Origin of the sequence: Halarcobacter sp., assembly GCF_963676935.1 — a bacterium.
Classification (GTDB): domain Bacteria; phylum Campylobacterota; class Campylobacteria; order Campylobacterales; family Arcobacteraceae; genus Halarcobacter.
This window is the reverse complement of the sequence record NZ_OY781470.1, coordinates 1,295,605-1,315,240: the sequence shown is the minus strand read 5'-3', so window position 1 is coordinate 1,315,240 and position 19,636 is coordinate 1,295,605. Positions and strand designations below refer to the sequence as shown.

Sequence of the window (19,636 nt, the reverse complement as noted above, 5' to 3'; positions counted from 1 at the left end):
GTTAAAAATGACTACAAATCTAACTATAGAAGTACCTGAATTTTTAAATATTGGTGTTGCTTGTACATCTTCTCATGTAGGTACACCTAAAGAGAATAATACAGCAATGATTATTGAAGATGATAAATTAGGTACAGATGAAATTACTTATAAAGATTTAGCTGAAAAATCTGACCAAGTATGTAACTTCCTAACATCAATTGGAATTGCTCCAAGGGATAGAGTATTAGTTTGTCTTAAAAACTCGCTTGCTTACCCTATTTCGTTTTTTGGAGCTATAAAAGCAGGGATTATTGCAGTTCCAACTTCAACACTATTAAGTGGTTCAGAAGTTAAGTATTTAGCAGAAGATTCTCAAGCAAGTGCTATTGTATTATCAGCTTCTATGTATGAAAACTTAGTTCCATATTTAGAAAATGTTGATAACCTAAAAACAATTATAGTTGCAGCAACAGATTCAGTAGAGGATTTAAAAAAGCCAAAAGGTATAAATGTATATTCTTTAAATCAGATTTTAAAAGATACAGATAAAACACCAAACCATTATAACTCGAAAGCTGGTGAGCCTGCATATTTAGTTTATACGTCAGGAACAACTGGTTATCCAAAAGGGGTTTTACATTCACATAGATCATTAGTTGGAAGAACTCCAGCAACTGAATATTGGTTTAACTTTAAAGAAAATGACAGAATTATGCACTCTGGTAAATTTAACTGGACTTATGTATTAGGTTCAGCTTTAATGGATCCATTATATAACGGTCACACTGTTATTGCATATGAAGGTGCAAATGATGCTTCAACTTGGATTGATTTAATTAAAAAACACAAATGTACTATCTTTATTGGAGTTCCAACAATCTATAGACAGATTATCCAAAAAACAGATTTTACAATTGATGATTGTCCAAGCTTAAGATATTGTATGAGTGCTGGAGAGCATTTATCAGATGAAATGATTGGTTTATGGAGAGATAGATTTAAGCAAGATATCTTTGAAGCTATTGGTATGAGTGAATGTTCTTATTACATCTCACACTCAATAAATAATCCAATTAGACCTGGAAGTGCTGGATTTGTACAACCTGGACATATTGTTAAACTTCTTAACCCAGAAACTTTAGAAGAAGTTGATGTTGAAGAGGAAGGGATGATTTGTATAGGTATGGATGACCCAGGATTATTCTTAGAATATTGGCAATTAGAAGAGGAAACAGCAAAAGCTAAACATGATGGTTATTTCTTTACTGGTGATTATGCAAAAAGAGATAAAGATGGATATATCTGGTTTATAGGTAGAAAAGATGATATTATCAATACTTTTGGATTTAGAGTATCACCACATGAAATAGAAAGAGTTGTTAAAACTCACGATTTAGTTGCGGATTGTGTTGCTTTTGGACTTGAAATTGGTAAAGATAAAACATTAGTTGCTATTGCAGTTATTGGTCACCAAGAATTAACAAAAGAACAAGAGGAAGAAGTTTTAGCTTATTCTCAAAACAATTTAGCAAAATATAAAGCTCCTAAAATGATTTTTGGATTAAAAGATTATCCAAGAACAAAAAATGGAAAAGTATTAAGAAAACAACTAGTTAAACAATTACATGAACAATATCATGCAAAAGAAACTGGTGAAGAGATCATTGAATATAAAGCAAGAAGATCAATGCTATTTGTACCAGCATACAATAAAAAGTATGTACAAAAATCAAAATCAATTCTAGCTGATTGTGTTGTATTTGATTTAGAAGCTATTTTACAAGAACAAAAAGAGATTGCAAGGGAAGTAATAAGAGAAGTTTACAAAGAAGAGGGTTCTAAATTTGGTGAATCTGAAAGAGTATTAAGAGTAAATACTATTGGTACTGAGGACTTCAAAAAGGATATGGAACTTGCTCGTGAGTTAGATGTTGATGCCATACTATTTGCACTAATAGAAACTCCGGAACAAGTTTTAGAAGCTGAAAAAGCTTTAATGGAAGTAAATCCTAATTTAACTATGATGGTTATGATAGAGACTCCACTTGCTATTTTAAACTCTCCAGAGATTTGTAGAGTTAGTTCTAAACTTGAAGTTGTAGTAGTTGGTTCAAATAAGCTTTCAAATAGACTTCAAATTGATATAAAAAGAGGTTCAAAAGCGATGTTTAATTACCTTGCAAGAATTGCATTATCTGCAAAAGCTTATGGTAAAACAGTTATTGATGGACCACACTATGATGTACACGATGAGTTTGCTTGCGAAGACTCAACAAAAGATGCCTTTAATCTTGGATTTGATGGTAAGGCATTGATTCATCCTGTTCAAGTTGAATATATCAATGATATCTTTACTCCTAAACAAAAAGAGGTTCAAGAGTATGAAGAGATGATTGCAAAATATGAAGAGGCTGAGAAAGATGGTAAAGAGGTAATTCTTTTTAAAGATAAGCTTGTTGATAAATGTAAAATCAAATGGGCTAAAAAGATGATTACACTTTATGAAACATATAAAGCTTTAGGTCAAAACCTATTTGGTAAATAAGGAGAAGAAAGTGTCAAAAATAAATATAGGTAACTTTTTTGAAGACTTTTCAATTGGTCAAGAGATTGTTCATCCACTTCCAAGAACAGTAAGCCAAGGGGATGTATCTTTATACATTGCCTTTACTGGTTCTAGATTTGCCCTACACTCTTCTGATGTAGTAGCAAAAGAGATGGGATATGACAAAAGACCAATTGATGATCTACTAATGTTTCATTTGACATTTGGTAAATCTGTACAAGATATATCTTTAAATGCAATTGCAAACTTAGGATATGCAGAGATTAGTTTTCCAAATCCAGTTTATGTAGGTGACACCGTTTCTATGACATCTACAGTAATTGGATTAAAAGAGAACTCAAATGGTAAAAGTGGAGTTGTATATGTACACTCTATTGGTTTGAATCAAAATAAAGATGAAGTTTTAAACTTCAAAAGATGGGTTATGGTTCATAAAAAAGATAAAACAACATTAACAGGTATTAAAGAGATTCCAACATTTAAAGAATCTACACCTATTAGTGACAATATCAATATGCCAATAGTAAGTATGGTTGATACAGATGCAACTGGTGGTAAATACTTTTTTGAAGATTATGAAAAAGGGGAAAGACTAAATCACCCTGAAGGTATAACAATAGATAATAGTGACCACACTTTAGCAACAAAACTGTATCAAAACAATGCAAAAGTTCACTTCAATGACCATATGATGAAATCTACACCTATGGGTGAAAGGTTGATGTATGGTGGGATTATTATCTCAATTGCAAGGGCAATTTCATTTAATGGTTTACAAAATGCACAATGGATCTATGCAATAAACAGTGGAGCACATTGTAACCCTACTTATGCAGGAGATACAATTTATGCTTATACAGAAGTGATTGATACAATTGACCATAAAAGAGATGATATTGGATTATTAAGATTAAGAACAGTTGCTGTTAAAAATCAAAAATCTAAAGAGATTAGTAATCCAAAAGATGAAGATGGTAAGTACTTAAAAAATATAGTACTTGATTTAGATTACACTGTAATCATTCCAAAAAATAAAACTAAAAAATAAAATTTAATTTAAAGAGAGGAAAATTATTATGACACACCCTAATGAAGCACTATTTGAATCTGGAAAATCTTTACCGATTATTCCTACTTGTGAGCACTTTGCAGGAAGCGAAAAACTTATCAAAAAAGGTTTTGATATGCAAAGAAAACTTGGACCTGTTTTTGATATTACTTGTGATTGTGAGGATGGAGCAGAAACTGGTAAAGAGGTTGAACATGCCCAAATGATTGTTAGAGTTGTAAACTCAGAAGAGAATCCATATGGTATGGCTGGTACAAGAATACACGATTTTTCTCATCCAGATTGGAGACAAGATGTTGATATCTTAGTTCCAGGTGCTGGTGAAAAATTAGCATATATCACATTACCAAAATCAACTTCTTATGAAGATGTTAAAACTCAAATTGAATATATTCAAGAGGTTGCTAAAAAAGCAGGAATTAGTAGAGAGATTCCAATTCATATCTTAATTGAAACTCATGGGGCATTACAAGATGTAGAGAAAATTGCTACATTACCATGGTTACAAGTTTTAGATTTTGGTTTAATGGACTTTGTTTCAGGTTACCAAGGAGCAATTCCAGCAATTAACATGAGAAGTCCAGGACAATTTGATCATAGATTAATTGGTGCAGCAAAAGCAAAAGTTTGTCAAGCAGCAATTCAAAACCATGTTATTCCTTGTCATAATGTAACATTAGACCTTAAAAATCCTTACCAAACTTATAAAGATGCCCAAAGAGCTAGAAATGAGTTTGGATTTATGAGAATGTGGTCAATTTACCCAACACAAGTACAGGCAATTGTTGATGCAATGAAACCAGACTTTACTGAGTTAGAAGCGGCACAAAATATCTTACTTGCTGCTCAAGATGCAGAATGGGGACCAATTCAGTATGATGGAGAGCTACATGATAGAGCTACATACAGATATTTTTGGGAATTAGTTCAAAGAGCAAAATTCTCTGGTGCAAAACTGTTAGATGAAACAGAAAAAAGATTTTTTTCTTAGTTTAAAATCTTAAGTTTTATTTTTGCAAGAGAGGAGTATGCTTCTCTCTTGAAAAAAGTAAAAGGAGAAAAGATGAAATATACATTACTTATGCTCGTCGTCCACTACAGTGAGAAGAGTTTATTCCGCGGTAGATTTTTATAGACAATATAGCTTAACTACACAATAAACTTCAAAAAAATTCTCACTCAAATAAATAATCACACTAAAATAAAAAAACTTATTGTCAAAATTATTTATAATTAAAGGCAAATATAATGGAAAAATATAATATTAATACAGATGAATTAAAAGATTATTTAGGATTTGGTGTTGCAGGAAACTTTGCAGGACACCTTGGTGAAGCGGGAGAAGCAGACGAATTTTCAGTTATTCAAACTACAGAACAAAATGCACCAAAAGGATTATTTCCTTTTTATATTCCTGAAGATAATTCACATTTAGGAAACTTACCCTATTCTACAGATAAAATAAACTATAACAATTTAGAAAAATTACAAGTTGAAGCTGAAGTTGCTCTACTTTGTGATTTTGTATATGAAGATGGAAAACTAATTGATTTAATTCCAAAATATTTTGGGGCGTTCAATGATTGTTCAAGTAGAGTTCAAGATGGTAAAAAATTAAGTACAAAAAAGAATTGGGGGAAAAACTCAAAAGGGATTTCTCCTGATTTTATAAAAATTGATGATTTTACAGAAAAAGGTATCCTAAGTAAATACCATATAGCTTCATTTATTAGAAGAGATGGTGTATTAAAAAACTATGGTGCAATTAGTGCAGTTAAATCATACTCATATTTTTTTGGACAATTAAAAAATTGGATGATTGAACAATTTAATAATCAACCAGATATGGGACCACTTGAGGGCTTGCCACAATATTTAGAAAATTTAACTAATTATAAAGGCTTGTTAATAGCTGCTGGTGCAACCGCATATGCTGATTTTGGTAAACACCACTTTTTAAAACAAGGTGACGAAATCTTTGTTTATGTATATGATGCACACTTTCACTCTTTTGAAGATATAAAAAAAGATATGTCAGGAGTTGATATTCATCTATCAAAATGCAGTAAATTACATCAAATAGTTGAATAAGCAACTATTATAAAACTAGAAAAAGTATTAAAATAACTAATAATTGAAACCATTCAGATACTATTTAATGATATAATAACAATATTTAAACTAGGAGATAGTGATGAAAAGTTCAAGTTTTGGCAATAAGTTATTAATAAGAATATTAGGGGCAACAACTATAGTATTTATTGTTACTATATTTTTTATCTCTAAATATTCTTATGAAACTGCTCAAGAGGGTGCAAAATCTTATGTAAAAGAGATGGCTAATAGTTACGCTACAGAAATTCAAGGAAATATGAATTTGTCTGTATCTGTTGTTAAAACATTGTGGTCTAAATATCAAGAAGCTATAAATCATGGAAAGAAACTTGATGAAAAAGAAACAATTGCTTTACTGACTTCTATCTTAAAAGACAATGACCAATTATTAGGTCTTTGGTGGACTATGAAAGATAGTACAATCCTTTTTGATAAAAAAGCTGAAAATACTACTAACCCAGATAATTGGTATGATAAATCAGGTGATTTCAATCCTTATGTGACACGTTCAAAAGATGGAATTATTGTACAAACAGGTTCCACTTATAATGAAGAAAATGGTTGGATAAAAGGTCCTAAAGAAGCGAATAAAGAGTTTATTACTGCTCCTTATATTTATCCAATAGCAGGAGTTGATACATTAATGAATACAGTTGCTATTCCATTATATAAAGATGGAAAGTATGCTGGTGTTATTGGTGCAGAAATTGCCTTAGATACATTTGGGAAGCTAGCAAAATCTATTAAAGTTTATGATCATGGATATGCTTTTATAGTAGATAACTATGGGACTGTTGTTGGACATCCTGATAAAAAACTAATTTCAAAAAAAGTATCTGAAATAACTAAAAATGATAAAGAGTATATGAATGCTTTAGAGAGTGTTAAAAAACTAAAAGATTATACATTTGTAAAAAAATCATATACTACAGGTTTAGAAACATATAATTATGTTAAACCTTTTAAAATTAATAAGGCTGACGTAAATTGGTCTATTTTTATAAATGCACCCGTTGATGAATATTTATCATTAGCAAATTTCATTAGAAACTTTTCTATAATAGCTGCTATTTTAGGTATTTTAATTGTTGGGATAACGATATTTTTAAGTGTTAAACAGCTTAAATCAAATCTTACAGTTATTACAGATGGTCTAAAATCATTCTTTTTATATCTTAATAAAGAGTCTAATACAACAAAACAAATTGATTTAATATCAAATGATGAATTTGGTCAAATGGCAAAAAATATAAATGACAATATTGTCAAAATATCAAAAAGTATAGATGAAGATAATCATCTTATTGAAAATGTTAAAAATGTTGTAAATGATGTAAGTAAAGGTTATTTGGAAAAAAGAATCAGTGAACATACATCAACAGATTCATTAAATGAATTAAAAAAATTGTTAAATGATATGCTAGATAATTTAGAATCATTAGTTGGTAAAGATATCAATAAAATAAGTGAAGTATTAAGTAAATATACACAAAGAGATTTCACAGCCAAACTAAATAAAGAGACTTCAGGTAAAATTGGTCAAGAATTAATTGAAATGAACAATATGATGACTCAAATGTTACAAGATAGTCAAAGAGATGGTGTAAATCTTCAAAAAAGTTCAGATGAATTAACTCAAAATGTTCAAACATTAAGTAAAAATGCAACTTCGCAAGCTGCTTCATTAGAAGAGACTGCTGCTTCAATTGATGAAATTACAGGAAATATTCAACAAACAAGTGTAAAAGCTCAAGAGATGTTAAATATATCAAATGAAACTAAAGAATCAGCTCAAACAGGTAAAAACTTAGCAAACGATACTGTTAAAGCAATGGATGAGATAAATGAAACTGTAATTAATATCAACGAAGCTATTTCAGTTATTGATCAAATTGCCTTCCAAACAAATATTTTATCACTAAACGCAGCTGTTGAGGCAGCCACTGCAGGTGAAGCAGGAAAAGGATTTGCAGTAGTTGCACAAGAAGTAAGAAACCTTGCAGCTAGATCAGCTGAAGCAGCTAAAGAGATTAAAGATTTAGTTGAAAATGCAACAACAAGAGCAAATAATGGTAAAGTAATTAGTACTAAAATGATTGAAGGTTTTAGTAGTCTTGAAGAAAAAATTTCAAGTACAAATAATCTGATTGATGATGTATCAAATGCAGCAAAAGAACAAAATCTAGGTATGACACAAATTGCAGATGCTATGAATCAATTAGATAAATTTACTCAAGAAAATGCTGCAATTGCAGACCAAACAAATGATATTGCAAAAGGAACTAACAATATTGCTTTAGATGTTGTAAAAAATGTTGAAATCAATGAGTTTGATGGAAAAAATAGTTAAAAAGTAGAAGCTATAAGCTTCTCTTTTAACTTATGAAGCCTTTTGTGCTAGAATAAATTCTTTATATTTTTTTGCAGTATTATAACTTATTTGAGCTGTTTTAGCTACGCTATATACTGTTATATCTCTATTTTCTAATCTTAAAACATTTACTGCATTTACAACAGCATTTTTACTTTTTTTTCTTTTTACATTATTTGCTTTTACTGTTGCTTTTATTTTCTTTTTTGTACAAGATAATACTGATTTTTTAAACTCTTCATTAACTCGGTTATATAAAGTTATATCATTTTGAAGTAATATTTTTTGTATTGCATTAAATTCATTATCTGTAATCGTAATTCTCATAATTCCCCTATTTTTCGTTTTTGAGCTCGTAATTATATATAAAAAAACTTAAAAAAAACTTTCAATATGTTATAACAATTTGAGACAATATAAAGATAAAAAAAGTCTTGCAAAAATGCAAGACTTTTTTATAAAGTTAAAAATTATAAATCAATCATTGCTTTAAAAAATGCTCCACTTCTACCAACATTATCCACATGAACATGAGATCTTTCATCTAATCTTCCATCTTCAATAAATTGTTTTTTTATCTCTAAAATAATTGGTGTTGTTTTACCTGGCAATTCAACCTCTTTATAAAACTCACAAAACAATGCAGTTTGTGTTGAAGTAATCATTGGTGGAAAATCATCTAAAGGCTTTTGAACATCAATTTCATAAGCTTTAATCTCACTCTCCTCTTTCATCAATGGCATTGCACAATTTTTAACATCATCACAATTATCTTTATTTACAAAACAAATAGTTGCTTTTTTATGTTTTCTAATATTAAAAAGTGTATCTTTTGGGCTTCCATCATCTTTTTTACCAATAGATACAATTACAACAGGTGGATTTGATGATAAAGGTACAAAATAAGAAAATGGTGCAGCATTAATTACTCCATCATCTTCTGTTATAATCCATGCAATTGGTCTAGGTACAACAGTATCGGACATAATTTTATATCTGTTTAAATCGTTTACATCAGCATAATCAAGTATCATAAATTCCCTTTTTTTAATGAATATATTATAAAAATCTGTTAAATAAAAGCTTAAAATGTAACCCTTAGGAAATTTAATTTTAAATAAAATTAGTTATAATTTTTATAAAAAGGTTATTTGTGAATAAAATAATAGAGATTTTTAAAGAGATTACTACTATTCCTAGATGTAGTGGAACTCATCAACCATTTATTGAATATATCAAAAATTATGCTAAAAAATATAATTATATCTGCCTTGTAGACAACTACAATAATATATTATGTAAAAAAGAAAATTCAAAAGCAAAACTATGTATTCAAAATCACTACGATATAGTGTGTTTAAAAGATAATTGCATACCAACAATAGTAGAAGAAGATGGTTTCTTTAAAGCAAAAGAATCAACTCTTGGAGCAGACAATGGAATTGGTTGTTCATATATGCTTTGGTTAATGTCTGAAGGTTATGATTGTGAGTACTTATTTACTTCAGATGAAGAGATAGGACTTATTGGTGCGAACCATTTAGAGTTAGAATTAAATGCTTCATATATGCTAAATATTGATAGTGAAGAGGAAGGTGAAATCTGTATAGGTTGTGCTGGAGGAGTTGATATTTTTGCAAAAAATAGCTCTAAAACAATTATTGAAAATACAGAAAATTATGAACTTTATGAGATAGAAATATCAAAGCTTCCAGGTGGTCATAGTGGAGTTGATATTCACAAAAATGTTCCAAATGGGATTAAATTAATAGCTGAATTTGTAAAAGAAAACAAGGGTTTATTGTTAGACATAAACGGTGGTGAGAGAATCAATTCAATTCCTGTAAATGTTAAAGCAATAATAGCCTTTAAGAATTATCCATCAATAAAAGTACATGATAATATTTGTATAAGTAAAATTGAGACAAAAAGTGAACATTTGAATATTTGGAATAGTAATATTACTAATTTTATTTATACATTTGCTAATGGTGTTAGAGGTTTTGATAAAGATTTAGATGTTGTTTTAAATTCAATAAATTTAGCTAAAATCACTACAAATGTTGATGATATTGAGATAGAATTAAGTGCAAGATCAATGTCAAATTTTGAATTAGAAAAAATCAAAAAAGAAACAAAAGTTTTATTAGAATCTTTTGGTTTTGAAGTTAAAACAGCAGGTAAATATCCTGCATGGAAACCAGACATAAATGAGTTTACAAATCAAGTTTTAAACATATATAAAAAATATGATGATGGTGCAAGTTTAGAAGCAATTCATGCTGGGCTTGAATGTGCAATTTTTAAAGATAAATTTCCTAATATGAAAATCGCCTCTATTGGACCAAATATTTTTAATCCCCACTCTACTAGAGAAAAAGTTGAAATAGAATCAATAAATAAACTTTCTAAAATAGTAAAAGAGATAGTAGATTCTATATAGGTAAAAAATGAATATATTTAAAGTTAAAGATAATTGGGAATATTTTAATTTAGATAATAAAATAAAAGAGATAAATCTTTTTTTTACTGAAAATAAAAACAAAGCTAATATTATCTTTGATTTTAAAGAATTAAAAAATATTGATTCATCAGGAATAATTCTAATAATAAAATATTTAGTTTTATTTGAAAAAAATAGTATTGAAACAACTATACAAAATATTAGTGATAAACATAAAAAAATGTTAGAACTATACAAAGGAAATTATGTACATAAAGATTCTATTATAGAAAAAGAACCCTCTTTTATTCAAAATATTGGAAAAGAGGTTTTTGATTCTACAAGTACTTTTAAAAAATTTCTTTATTTTATTGGAAAACTTTGTGTTTACTTTTTTTATCTTTTACTTCATCCTTCAAAATTTAGATTTAAATCTATAATTAACCAAATTGAAGTAGCAGCAATACCTATTTTACCTATTATAGCTTTAGCACTTTTTCTAGTAGGTTTTGTAACTGCTTATCAAGGAGCAGATCAACTAAATAGATTTGGAGCAGCAATCATTGTAATTGAGATGTCAACAATGTCTATGTTTAGAGAAATTGCTCCTTTTTTAGCAGCAGTAGTTATAGCAGGTAGAAGTGGCTCTTCTTATACAGCTCAAATTGGAACTATGAAAATTACTGAAGAGATAAGTGCAATGCGTACAATGGGTTTTGATATTGATATATTTTTAATAATTCCTAGAATCATTGCACTAATTATTGTATTACCTCTAATAGTATTTTTTGCGGATATGGCTTCATTGTTAGGGGAGATGATTATAGTTAAATATCATCTAGGTATTTCATATACACAATTTATCAATAGAATTTATGAATATGTTGAGATTAGACATATTATGTTAGGTATTCTAAAAGCACCCCTTTTTGGTATACTAATTGCAGTAATTGGTTGCTATAGAGGATTACAAGTAAAAAGTGGTACTGATATTGGTAAATATACAACAAAAGCTGTTGTTGATTCAATCTTCTGGCTAATCATTGTTAATGCACTTATATCATTGCTATCAATTGAGTTAGGATTTTAAGTGATAAAAGTAAGAAATATCTCAACAGCATTTGATAAAAAAATAGTTCACGACAATATCTCATTTGATATAAAAAAAGGTGAAATTTTTGGAATACTTGGAGGAAGTGGTAGTGGTAAAAGTGTACTTCTTCGTCAAATTATTATGTTAGATGAGATTCAAAGTGGCACGATAGAGATTTTTGGGAAAAATATAAATAGTTTAAATATGAAGCAAAGACATAATGTAAAAAAAGATTGGGGTGTACTTTTTCAGTTCGGTGCCCTATTCTCTTCTTTAACTGTACTTGAAAATATAGGTATTATGTTAAAAGAAAATACAAATTTTTCACAAGATCTAATAGATGATATAGCATATACAAAATTAAATATGGTGGGATTAGACCCAAGTGTTGGAAAACTTTATCCTGAAGAGTTAAGTGGAGGTATGAAAAAAAGAGTTGCACTAGCAAGAGCTTTAGCACTTGATCCTAAAATACTTTTTTTAGATGAACCAACTTCAGGTTTAGACCCAGCTAGTGCAAAAGCATTTGATACTTTAATTGCACAATTAAGAGATATGTTAGATTTAACTGTAGTAATAATTACCCATGAATTAAATACAATAAAAAATGTTTTAGATAGATTTTTAATAATCTCAAATACAAAACTAGCCATAACTGGAACATATGAAGAAGCTAAAAATGCAAATAATCCAGTTATAAATAAATTTTTAAAATTATAAAGAAGGAACCCCTTGGAAAATAAAGCTAAATATACTACTGTCGGACTTTTTGTTTTAACTTTTTCTGTTGCAATGGTTGCATTTGTACTTTGGCTTGCCAGATATGATGTTGATGAAATAACTGCAAGAGAATATAGAATCTATAGTGCAAACTCAGTTGCTGGATTAAATAAAAACTCTATAATTCAATATAAGGGCTTAAATATTGGTACAGTAAAAGATATTAGAGTAAATCCAAAAAATCTAGAAGAGATAGAGATTATACTTAAAATCACTCAACCTCAGTTAATAAAAGTTGATAGTTTTGCTATCATTGAATCACAAGGTGTAACAGGGAATAAACTTATAGAGATAAGTGGAGGTAGTCAAGATTCTGAGATTTTAGAACAAAATAAAGAACTTAACTATACAAAAATACCATTAAAAAAATCATTCTTAGATAAAATAACTTCAAGTGCAGGAAATATTACATCAAATGTTGAAACACTTTTAAAAAGAATTGAATTATTACTAAACGATAAAAATATAAAAAATATCGAAAATATTTTAAGTAACAGTAGTGACTCTACAAAAAATTTAAATATATTATTAAATAAAGCTAATAAACTAGTTGAAACCTCTCTTCCTAAAACATTAAATAATATTGATAAGATGACAAATAGTATTGATGATGTAGTAAAAAAAGATATATCAAATGTTGCTAAAGAGGTTGATATTTTAGCTAAAAATTTCAATTCTATTAGTTCAGACATTAAAATAATTATAAATGAAGATGTTAGGTTTTTATTAGAAGATTTAAGAAAAACTGCTAAATCTTCTCAAAATATTGACGAAGTATTAAATAAACTAGAAAACACTATTGAAAAAATCGATTCTACAATTGAAGATTTCAATGAAAATGGTGGAAATATGATATTTAATACAAGAGAGATTCCATATGGTCCAGGAGAAAAAAATGATTAAATCTACTATATTAGTTCTGTTTACTATTTTCCTATTAAGTGGTTGCCTATCAGTAACTAAAGAACTACCTTCATATAATACATATAATTTAAATGTAAATGAACAAAATGTAAAAGCTACAAAATATTTCGATAAAAGTATTAATGTCTTAGAGCCTAAAACTATTACTAGTTATAATTCAAAAAATATCTTATATTCAAAAGATAATTTAGAATACGATAAATATGCTATAAATAAATGGATGGATAGACCAACTAAAATGTTGCAAAAACAAATCTCTAAATATCTTACACTAACAAAAGATTACAAATATATCAGTACTTCAAATTTAAAAATTGAAAGTGATTATAATTTAATTACTCAATTAGTAGATTTTAATCAATTATTTGAACAAAATAAATCATTTGCTAAATTTACTATTCGAGTCTACTTAGTAAATAACAAAACTGAAAAAGTGTATTTTAAAAATTTTTCATATAAAAAACAATGTACAACAAATAATGCATTAGGATTTGTAAAAACTATAGAAGAGATTACAAATATCTTTTATATTGACTTAAATAATTTTATTATTTCATCTATACAGTAGTTTTTATATATTTTTTCTATAAAATAATTACATATAAATATATAATAATTTATTTAGGAAGTTAATGAAAAATTCAAATGAAAAACTCATTCTTTTAATTATTAAATATACACCACCATTTTTTATAATACTTCTGTCTATTGTAATCACTATTATATTATTTGAAAATACTAAAAATGTTTTTAAAAAAGAAAAGGAAATAACACAAAAACAATTTATTGAAAACAATAAAAAGGTTATAAAAAATGATGTTAATCATTTATATGATTTTATAAAAAAAGAGCAAGCATTAACTGAACAAAAACTAAAAGAAAATCTTAAAGAACGAATAAACGAAGCTTATTCTATTGTAATGAATATTTATAAAGAAAATAAACATCTAGGTAAAAAAAGAGTAACTAAACTGATAAAAGATGCTCTTAGAGAGATAAGATTTAATAATGGTAGAGGGTATTTCTTTATCTATTCTTTTGATTATGAATGTATCTTATTACCAATAAATAGAAAACTAGAAGGAACAAATTTTTATAATTTTCAAGATTCAAAAGGTTTATATTTAACAAGAGAAATCATCAAGAGAATAAAAAATCAAAATGAAGCATTTTTAACTTGGTCATACCATAAACCAGATGATATGGAAAAACAATATAAAAAACTAGGTTTTAATAAATACTTTGAACCCTATAAATGGTTTATTGGTACTGGTGAATATGTTGATGAGTTTGAAAATGATTTAAAAGAAAAGATATTAAAATATATAAAAAACTACAACTTTACGAATAATGAATATTTTTTTGTAATCAATTATGAAGGGAAATACCTTAACCATATAGATGAAGATTTAATAGGTACAAACGCTTATGAAATAGGTAATACAAAATCAAAAGATATAAACAAGATAATTAATGCATCAAGAAATAACTCTTCAAACTTTGTTTCTTATATACAATTAAAAAGTCCTTATAAAAATACTCCTACAAAAAAAACTAGCTATGTAAAAGGTCTAGATAATTGGAATTGGGTAATAGGAAAAGGTTTCTATGAAAATGAAGTTAATAAGATTATAAAAGAGGAAGAAAACTTAATCAATAAACGATTGAGAGACAATCTAAAGCAGCTTATATTATTTACAATTGTTTTAACTATAATTTTACTTATTATCTCTTTTTATATGTCAAAATTTTTAAAGAAACAATTTAGAAATTACCAACATCAAATTGAAGATAATTTAAAAGAATTAACTAAACAACAAGAGATATTAGCACAACAATCAAAACTTGCAGCAATTGGTACAATGATTGGTAATATAGCCCACCAATGGAGACAACCTTTATCTCTTATCTCTACAATTGCTACAGGCACAAAATTAAAAAAAGAGATGAATTCTCTTGATGATAAAGAATTAGAAGAAGGTTTAGAAACAATAAACCAAACAACCCAATATCTATCAAAAACTATAGATGACTTTAGAAATTTTTTTAATTCTAATAAAATAAAAAAAGACTTCTCTATAAAAGAAGCCTTTGAAAACTGCTTTAATCTAATTAATGTTCAATTTAAAAACCATAACATTGAAATCACTAAAAATATAACTGATACTACTATTTTCGGTATACAAACAGAATTAGTTCAAGTTTTAATCAATATATTAAATAATTCAAGAGATGAGTTACTAAAATTAGATAACCAAAAAAGAATTATTTTAATAGATACTAAAGAAGAAAATCAAGAACTAATAATACAAATAAAAGATAATGCTGGTGGAATAGATGAAAAAATCTTAAAACACCTTTTTGAACCATATTTTACTACAAAACATCAATCACAAGGAACAGGTATTGGACTTTATATGAGTGAAGAGATAATTGTAAAACATATGAGAGGTTCAATAACTATTGAAAATACTGAATTTATTTATAAAAATATTCAATGTAAAGGTGCACTTGTTACTATTAAATTAAAACTTCACAAATAATTGTGAAATAGAGTAACTTGAATTGACTTCTAGTCACTCTTATAGCTTTTTTATTTCTTTTAATAACCACAAATTAGTTATAATATTCTAAATTTTATAAAAGGCGTTTTAATGGGAAAAATCACAGAGAATGATATAAAACAAAGTATAGCAGATGCAGTACAATATATTTCGTACTACCATCCAGAAGATTTCGTAAAAGGTATGGTAGAAGCATACGAAAAAGAGAAAAGTGAATCAGCAAAAAATGCAATAGGACAAATCTTAATAAACTCAAAAATGTGTGCAATGGGACATAGACCACTTTGTCAAGATACAGGAAGTGTAAATGTATTTATAAAAGTAGGTACAAAAGCACAACTTGATATAACAAATGAATTAGAAGATATTATCAATGCAGGTGTAGCTCAAGGATATACTCACCCAGATAATACTCTAAGATACTCAATTGTAAGTGACCCAGCAGGTGAGAGAAAAAATACAAAAAATAATACTCCAGCAGTAATCCACTATAGTGTAGATAACTCAGATAAAATAGAGATAACAGTTGCAGCAAAAGGTGGAGGAAGTGAAAATAAATCTAAATTCACTGTATTAAATCCATCAGATAGTGTATATGATTGGGTAATGGAAAATGTAGCACAAATGGGAGCAGGATGGTGTCCTCCAGGAATCTTAGGTATTGGTATTGGTGGTAATCCAGAAAAAGCAATGCTTATGGCTAAAGAATCTTTAATGGGTCATGTGGATATTCATGAACTTAAAGAAAGAGGACCTAAAAATGCAGTTGAAGAGTTAAGACTTAAATTGTATGAAGATATTAATAAAATAGGAATTGGTGCACAAGGACTTGGTGGTATTACAACTGTATTAGATGTAAAAATCTTAGATTATCCCTGTCACGCCGCTTCATTACCAGTAGCTATGATTCCAAACTGTGCAGCTACTAGACATATTCATTTTGAATTAGATGGTAATGGAGCTGCTAAATTTGAGAAACCAGATTTAGACCTATGGCCAGATATTGAATTACCAATGGATACTATTAAAAAAGTAAATATAGAAGATTTAACAAAAGAGAAACTACAAGAGTTTAAATCAGGTGACACTTTACTATTAAGTGGGAAAATCTTAACTGCAAGAGATGCAGCTCATAAAAAAATAGTTGAATATAAAAATGCCAATAAACCATTACCAAATGGAGTAGATTTAAAAGATAGATTTATTTACTATGTTGGACCAGTTGATCCAGTAAGAGATGAAAAGGTTGGACCTGCGGGACCTACTACATCAACAAGAATGGATAAATTTACAAAAGATATGATGGAAATTGGAATCATGGGAATGATTGGTAAGGCTGAAAGAAAGCAACCAACAATTGATTTAATTAAAGAGTACAAATCTATGTATCTAATTGCAACAGGTGGAGCAGCTTATTTAATTTCTCAATCTATTAAAGATGCAAAAGTATTAGCATTTGAAGAGATGGGAATGGAAGCTATTTATGAATTTGAGGTTAAAGATATGCCTGTTACTGTTGCTGTTGACACAGAGGGGAACTCTATTCATACTACTGGGCCACAGAAGTGGAGAACTATTTAATAGTTTAACTTTAACAATAAGAGCTTTGCCTCTTATTGTTCTCTTTTTAAATTTTCTTTATTTTTTACACCACTTTTTTGATACTAATTATTATAATTAAAAGATAATTTGTTATAATTAAATTTTACAAAAGGATGTATTATGAATTATAGAATTGAAAAAGATACAATGGGAGAGATAAAAGTTCCCAATGATAAATATTGGGCTGCACAAACCCAAAGAAGTATTGAAAATTTTCCAATAGGTAATGAAAAAATGCCTACAGAGATAATAGAAGGTTTTGCATATCTTAAAAAAGCTTGCGCAGTTGTAAATAATGATTTAAAAAGGCTTGAAGATAATAAATGTGAAGCAATAATAAAAGCTTGCGATGAAGTATTAGATAAAAAACTTGATGGAAACTTTCCTTTAGTTGTATGGCAAACAGGTTCAGGTACTCAATCAAATATGAATATGAATGAAGTTGTAGCAAATAGAGCAACTGAAATTCTTGGATATGATTTTAGAAAAGAAAAATATGTTCATCCAAATGATGATGTAAACAAAGGTCAAAGTTCAAATGACACCTATCCTACTGCAATGAGAATCTCTTTTGTTTTAGAACTACAAAAACAATTAATACCAGCAATTGAAACTTTAAGAGATACCCTACAATTAAAAAGTGAAAAATTTAATGATATTGTAAAAATAGGAAGAACTCACTTGCAAGATGCAACACCTTTAACATTAGGACAAGAACTTTCAGGATATGTTGATATGTTAACTAAAGCCTTAATGCAAATAGACGATAGTATGAAATACTTAGTAGAGCTTGCAATTGGGGGTACTGCTGTTGGTACAGGATTGAATTCTCATCCTGAGTTTTCAAATATGGTTTGTGAAGTTTTAAATAAACACACAAATACTCAATATAGATTTAAATCTCACCCTAACAAATTCCATGCATTAACATCACATGATGGAGAAGTATTTTTAAGTGGTGCATTAAATGCTCTTGCTTCAAACCTTATGAAAATAGCAAATGACATTAGATGGTTAGCAAGTGGTCCTAGATGTGGAATTGGAGAACTTAATATACCTGAAAATGAACCAGGAAGTTCTATTATGCCAGGAAAAGTAAATCCAACACAAAGTGAAGCTATGACTATGGTAGCAGTGCAAGTTATGGGTAATCATACAACAATTTCAGTAAGTGCTAGTCAAGGTAACTTTGAATTAAATGTATTTAAACCAGTTATTGCTTATAACATCTTACAGTCAATAAAACTTTTAAGTGATACTATGCTTGCTTTTAATGATAAATGTGCAATTGGTATTGAACCAAATGATAAAAATATAGAAAAATATCTTAATGACTCTTTAATGCTTGTAACAGCATTAAACCCTTATATTGGTTATGAAAATGCTGCTAAAATAGCAAAAACAGCTCATAAAAATGGTACAACATTAAAAGAAGAAGCAATTGCGTTAGGCTTATTGTCTGAAGAGGAATTTAATAATTATATCATACCAAAAGAGATGACTTATCCAAAAAGTTAATTAAGTACAAAGCAAATGCTTTGTACTTAATTATTTAAAAATATATGGGTTTTGTGCTCTAATTTTTTTATGACAAGCTCTTTCATTTTTTTCATGGTCATGATTATGATCATGACTATGACTTCCGCATGAAGAACTTTCTTTATTTGATTCATGTTCTTTGATTATATTTTTTAATTCATCAGGTGAAAGTTCTTTTAATAGATTTTCATCAAAACTTTTTATAACATCATTAGTTGTTACTCTACCCTCTCCTGCAAATAAAACTTTTATATTCGTTTGAATAACTTTATTAAAAGGTTTTGATCCCATCTCTTTAATAACTATTTTATCAACACCTTTTTCTAAAAACCAATTTACAAGTTGTGAACCTTTTTCATATGGGTTCTTTTCAACTCTTAAATCTTTTCCATCATAAAAAGCAAAATATTTTGCTTTTCCAAATAGTGGTGAAACCGCCGCGTTCTCTTTATCCGTTTTTACTGGAAATGTAATCATTTGTTTTCTCCTTATCGTGATAATGATTGTATACATTTTCTGACATATTTATTATTAACATTAAAAAAAAGAAATATATAAATGTTCTTTTCATTAACTTAATCATCTTAA

General features: G+C 28.0%; 16 protein-coding genes. 13 read left to right on the top strand and 3 right to left on the bottom strand.

Translation table 11 applies throughout. The features are described from left to right. The first annotated feature begins 7 nt into the window (after window positions 1-7). From ACKU4C_RS06375 to ACKU4C_RS06355, 5 genes are all read left to right on the top strand, one after another. Window positions 8-2,527: an aldolase/citrate lyase family protein gene (locus ACKU4C_RS06375; protein ID WP_321315427.1), complete on the top strand. Its 2,520-nt coding sequence runs from the start codon at window positions 8-10 to the stop codon at window positions 2,525-2,527. Window positions 2,528-2,537: 10 nt separating this feature from the next. Further along, a complete protein-coding gene (locus ACKU4C_RS06370; RefSeq protein WP_321315425.1) occupies window positions 2,538-3,596 on the top strand; it encodes a MaoC family dehydratase in 1,059 nt (352 codons plus the stop codon). Window positions 3,597-3,624: 28 nt separating this feature from the next. Further along, the gene (locus tag ACKU4C_RS06365; protein WP_321315424.1) at window positions 3,625-4,608 is read left to right on the top strand and encodes an aldolase/citrate lyase family protein; all 984 of its coding nucleotides are present in this window, start codon (window positions 3,625-3,627) and stop codon (window positions 4,606-4,608) included. 257 nt (window positions 4,609-4,865) lie between these two features. Beyond that, window positions 4,866-5,708, top strand: coding sequence for a DUF5718 family protein (locus tag ACKU4C_RS06360; protein WP_321315422.1), 843 nt, complete (start codon window positions 4,866-4,868; stop codon window positions 5,706-5,708). Between the two features lie 103 nt (window positions 5,709-5,811). After that, window positions 5,812-8,082: a methyl-accepting chemotaxis protein gene (locus ACKU4C_RS06355; protein WP_321315420.1), complete on the top strand. Its 2,271-nt coding sequence runs from the start codon at window positions 5,812-5,814 to the stop codon at window positions 8,080-8,082. 30 nt (window positions 8,083-8,112) lie between these two features. Here ACKU4C_RS06355 and ACKU4C_RS06350 read toward each other — a convergent pair whose 3' ends face one another. Together ACKU4C_RS06350 and ACKU4C_RS06345 are read right to left on the bottom strand one after the other, a co-directional pair. Then, entirely contained in the window at window positions 8,113-8,430 is a 318-nt protein-coding gene (locus ACKU4C_RS06350; protein ID WP_321315418.1) for a hypothetical protein, read from the bottom strand. A 143-nt stretch (window positions 8,431-8,573) separates the two neighbouring features. After that, on the bottom strand, window positions 8,574-9,137 hold the full coding sequence (locus ACKU4C_RS06345) for a flavin reductase family protein (protein ID WP_321315417.1): 564 nt from the start codon (window positions 9,135-9,137) through the stop codon (window positions 8,574-8,576). Between the two features lie 119 nt (window positions 9,138-9,256). On the opposite strand from ACKU4C_RS06345, the gene ACKU4C_RS06340 reads away from it, so the two are divergent. The 8 genes from ACKU4C_RS06340 to fumC all read left to right on the top strand — a co-directional run bounded on the left by ACKU4C_RS06340 (window position 9,257) and on the right by fumC (window position 19,027). Beyond that, complete coding sequence (locus ACKU4C_RS06340) at window positions 9,257-10,546, top strand: M20/M25/M40 family metallo-hydrolase (protein ID WP_321315416.1); 1,290 nt, start codon at window positions 9,257-9,259, stop codon at window positions 10,544-10,546. 7 nt (window positions 10,547-10,553) lie between these two features. Continuing rightward, entirely contained in the window at window positions 10,554-11,636 is a 1,083-nt protein-coding gene (locus tag ACKU4C_RS06335; RefSeq protein ID WP_321315415.1) for an MlaE family lipid ABC transporter permease subunit, read from the top strand. After that, a complete protein-coding gene (locus tag ACKU4C_RS06330; protein ID WP_321315414.1) occupies window positions 11,637-12,359 on the top strand; it encodes an ATP-binding cassette domain-containing protein in 723 nt (240 codons plus the stop codon). A 12-nt stretch (window positions 12,360-12,371) separates the two neighbouring features. Next, window positions 12,372-13,322 carry an MlaD family protein gene (locus ACKU4C_RS06325; RefSeq protein ID WP_321315413.1) on the top strand — a complete coding sequence of 317 codons (951 nt, stop codon included), beginning with the start codon at window positions 12,372-12,374 and terminating at the stop codon, window positions 13,320-13,322. Then, entirely contained in the window at window positions 13,315-13,911 is a 597-nt protein-coding gene (locus ACKU4C_RS06320) for a hypothetical protein (RefSeq protein ID WP_321315412.1), read from the top strand. Before ACKU4C_RS06325 ends, ACKU4C_RS06320 begins: the two co-directional genes overlap by 8 nt. A 64-nt stretch (window positions 13,912-13,975) precedes the next feature. Next, window positions 13,976-15,886, top strand: a complete 1,911-nt coding sequence (locus ACKU4C_RS06315) for a cache domain-containing protein (RefSeq protein WP_321315411.1) — start codon at window positions 13,976-13,978, stop codon at window positions 15,884-15,886. Window positions 15,887-15,997: 111 nt separating this feature from the next. Further along, window positions 15,998-17,488: a fumarate hydratase gene (locus ACKU4C_RS06310; RefSeq protein ID WP_321315408.1), complete on the top strand. Its 1,491-nt coding sequence runs from the start codon at window positions 15,998-16,000 to the stop codon at window positions 17,486-17,488. A gap of 141 nt (window positions 17,489-17,629) precedes the next feature. Then, on the top strand, window positions 17,630-19,027 hold the full coding sequence (fumC, locus tag ACKU4C_RS06305; protein ID WP_321315406.1) for a class II fumarate hydratase: 1,398 nt from the start codon (window positions 17,630-17,632) through the stop codon (window positions 19,025-19,027). Window positions 19,028-19,057: 30 nt separating this feature from the next. On the opposite strand, the gene ACKU4C_RS06300 is transcribed toward fumC, so the two are convergent. Next, window positions 19,058-19,525, bottom strand: a complete 468-nt coding sequence (locus ACKU4C_RS06300) for a NifB/NifX family molybdenum-iron cluster-binding protein (RefSeq protein WP_321315404.1) — start codon at window positions 19,523-19,525, stop codon at window positions 19,058-19,060. Between the last annotated feature and the right edge of the window lie 111 nt (window positions 19,526-19,636).

Bases quoted from the DNA above. Each gene is read 5' to 3' on its own strand.
- ACKU4C_RS06375 (WP_321315427.1), top strand. From the start codon at position 8: ATGACTACAAATCTAACTATAGAAGTACCTGAATTTTTAAATATTGGT.
- ACKU4C_RS06365 (WP_321315424.1), top strand. From the start codon at position 3,625: ATGACACACCCTAATGAAGCACTATTTGAATCTGGAAAATCTTTACCG.
- ACKU4C_RS06360 (WP_321315422.1), top strand. From the start codon at position 4,866: ATGGAAAAATATAATATTAATACAGATGAATTAAAAGATTATTTAGGA.
- ACKU4C_RS06355 (WP_321315420.1), top strand. From the start codon at position 5,812: ATGAAAAGTTCAAGTTTTGGCAATAAGTTATTAATAAGAATATTAGGG.
- ACKU4C_RS06350 (WP_321315418.1), bottom strand. From the start codon at position 8,430: ATGAGAATTACGATTACAGATAATGAATTTAATGCAATACAAAAAATA.
- ACKU4C_RS06345 (WP_321315417.1), bottom strand. From the start codon at position 9,137: ATGATACTTGATTATGCTGATGTAAACGATTTAAACAGATATAAAATT.
- ACKU4C_RS06335 (WP_321315415.1), top strand. From the start codon at position 10,554: ATGAATATATTTAAAGTTAAAGATAATTGGGAATATTTTAATTTAGAT.
- ACKU4C_RS06320 (WP_321315412.1), top strand. From the start codon at position 13,315: ATGATTAAATCTACTATATTAGTTCTGTTTACTATTTTCCTATTAAGT.
- ACKU4C_RS06315 (WP_321315411.1), top strand. From the start codon at position 13,976: ATGAAAAATTCAAATGAAAAACTCATTCTTTTAATTATTAAATATACA.
- ACKU4C_RS06310 (WP_321315408.1), top strand. From the start codon at position 15,998: ATGGGAAAAATCACAGAGAATGATATAAAACAAAGTATAGCAGATGCA.
- fumC (WP_321315406.1), top strand. From the start codon at position 17,630: ATGAATTATAGAATTGAAAAAGATACAATGGGAGAGATAAAAGTTCCC.
- ACKU4C_RS06300 (WP_321315404.1), bottom strand. From the start codon at position 19,525: ATGATTACATTTCCAGTAAAAACGGATAAAGAGAACGCGGCGGTTTCA.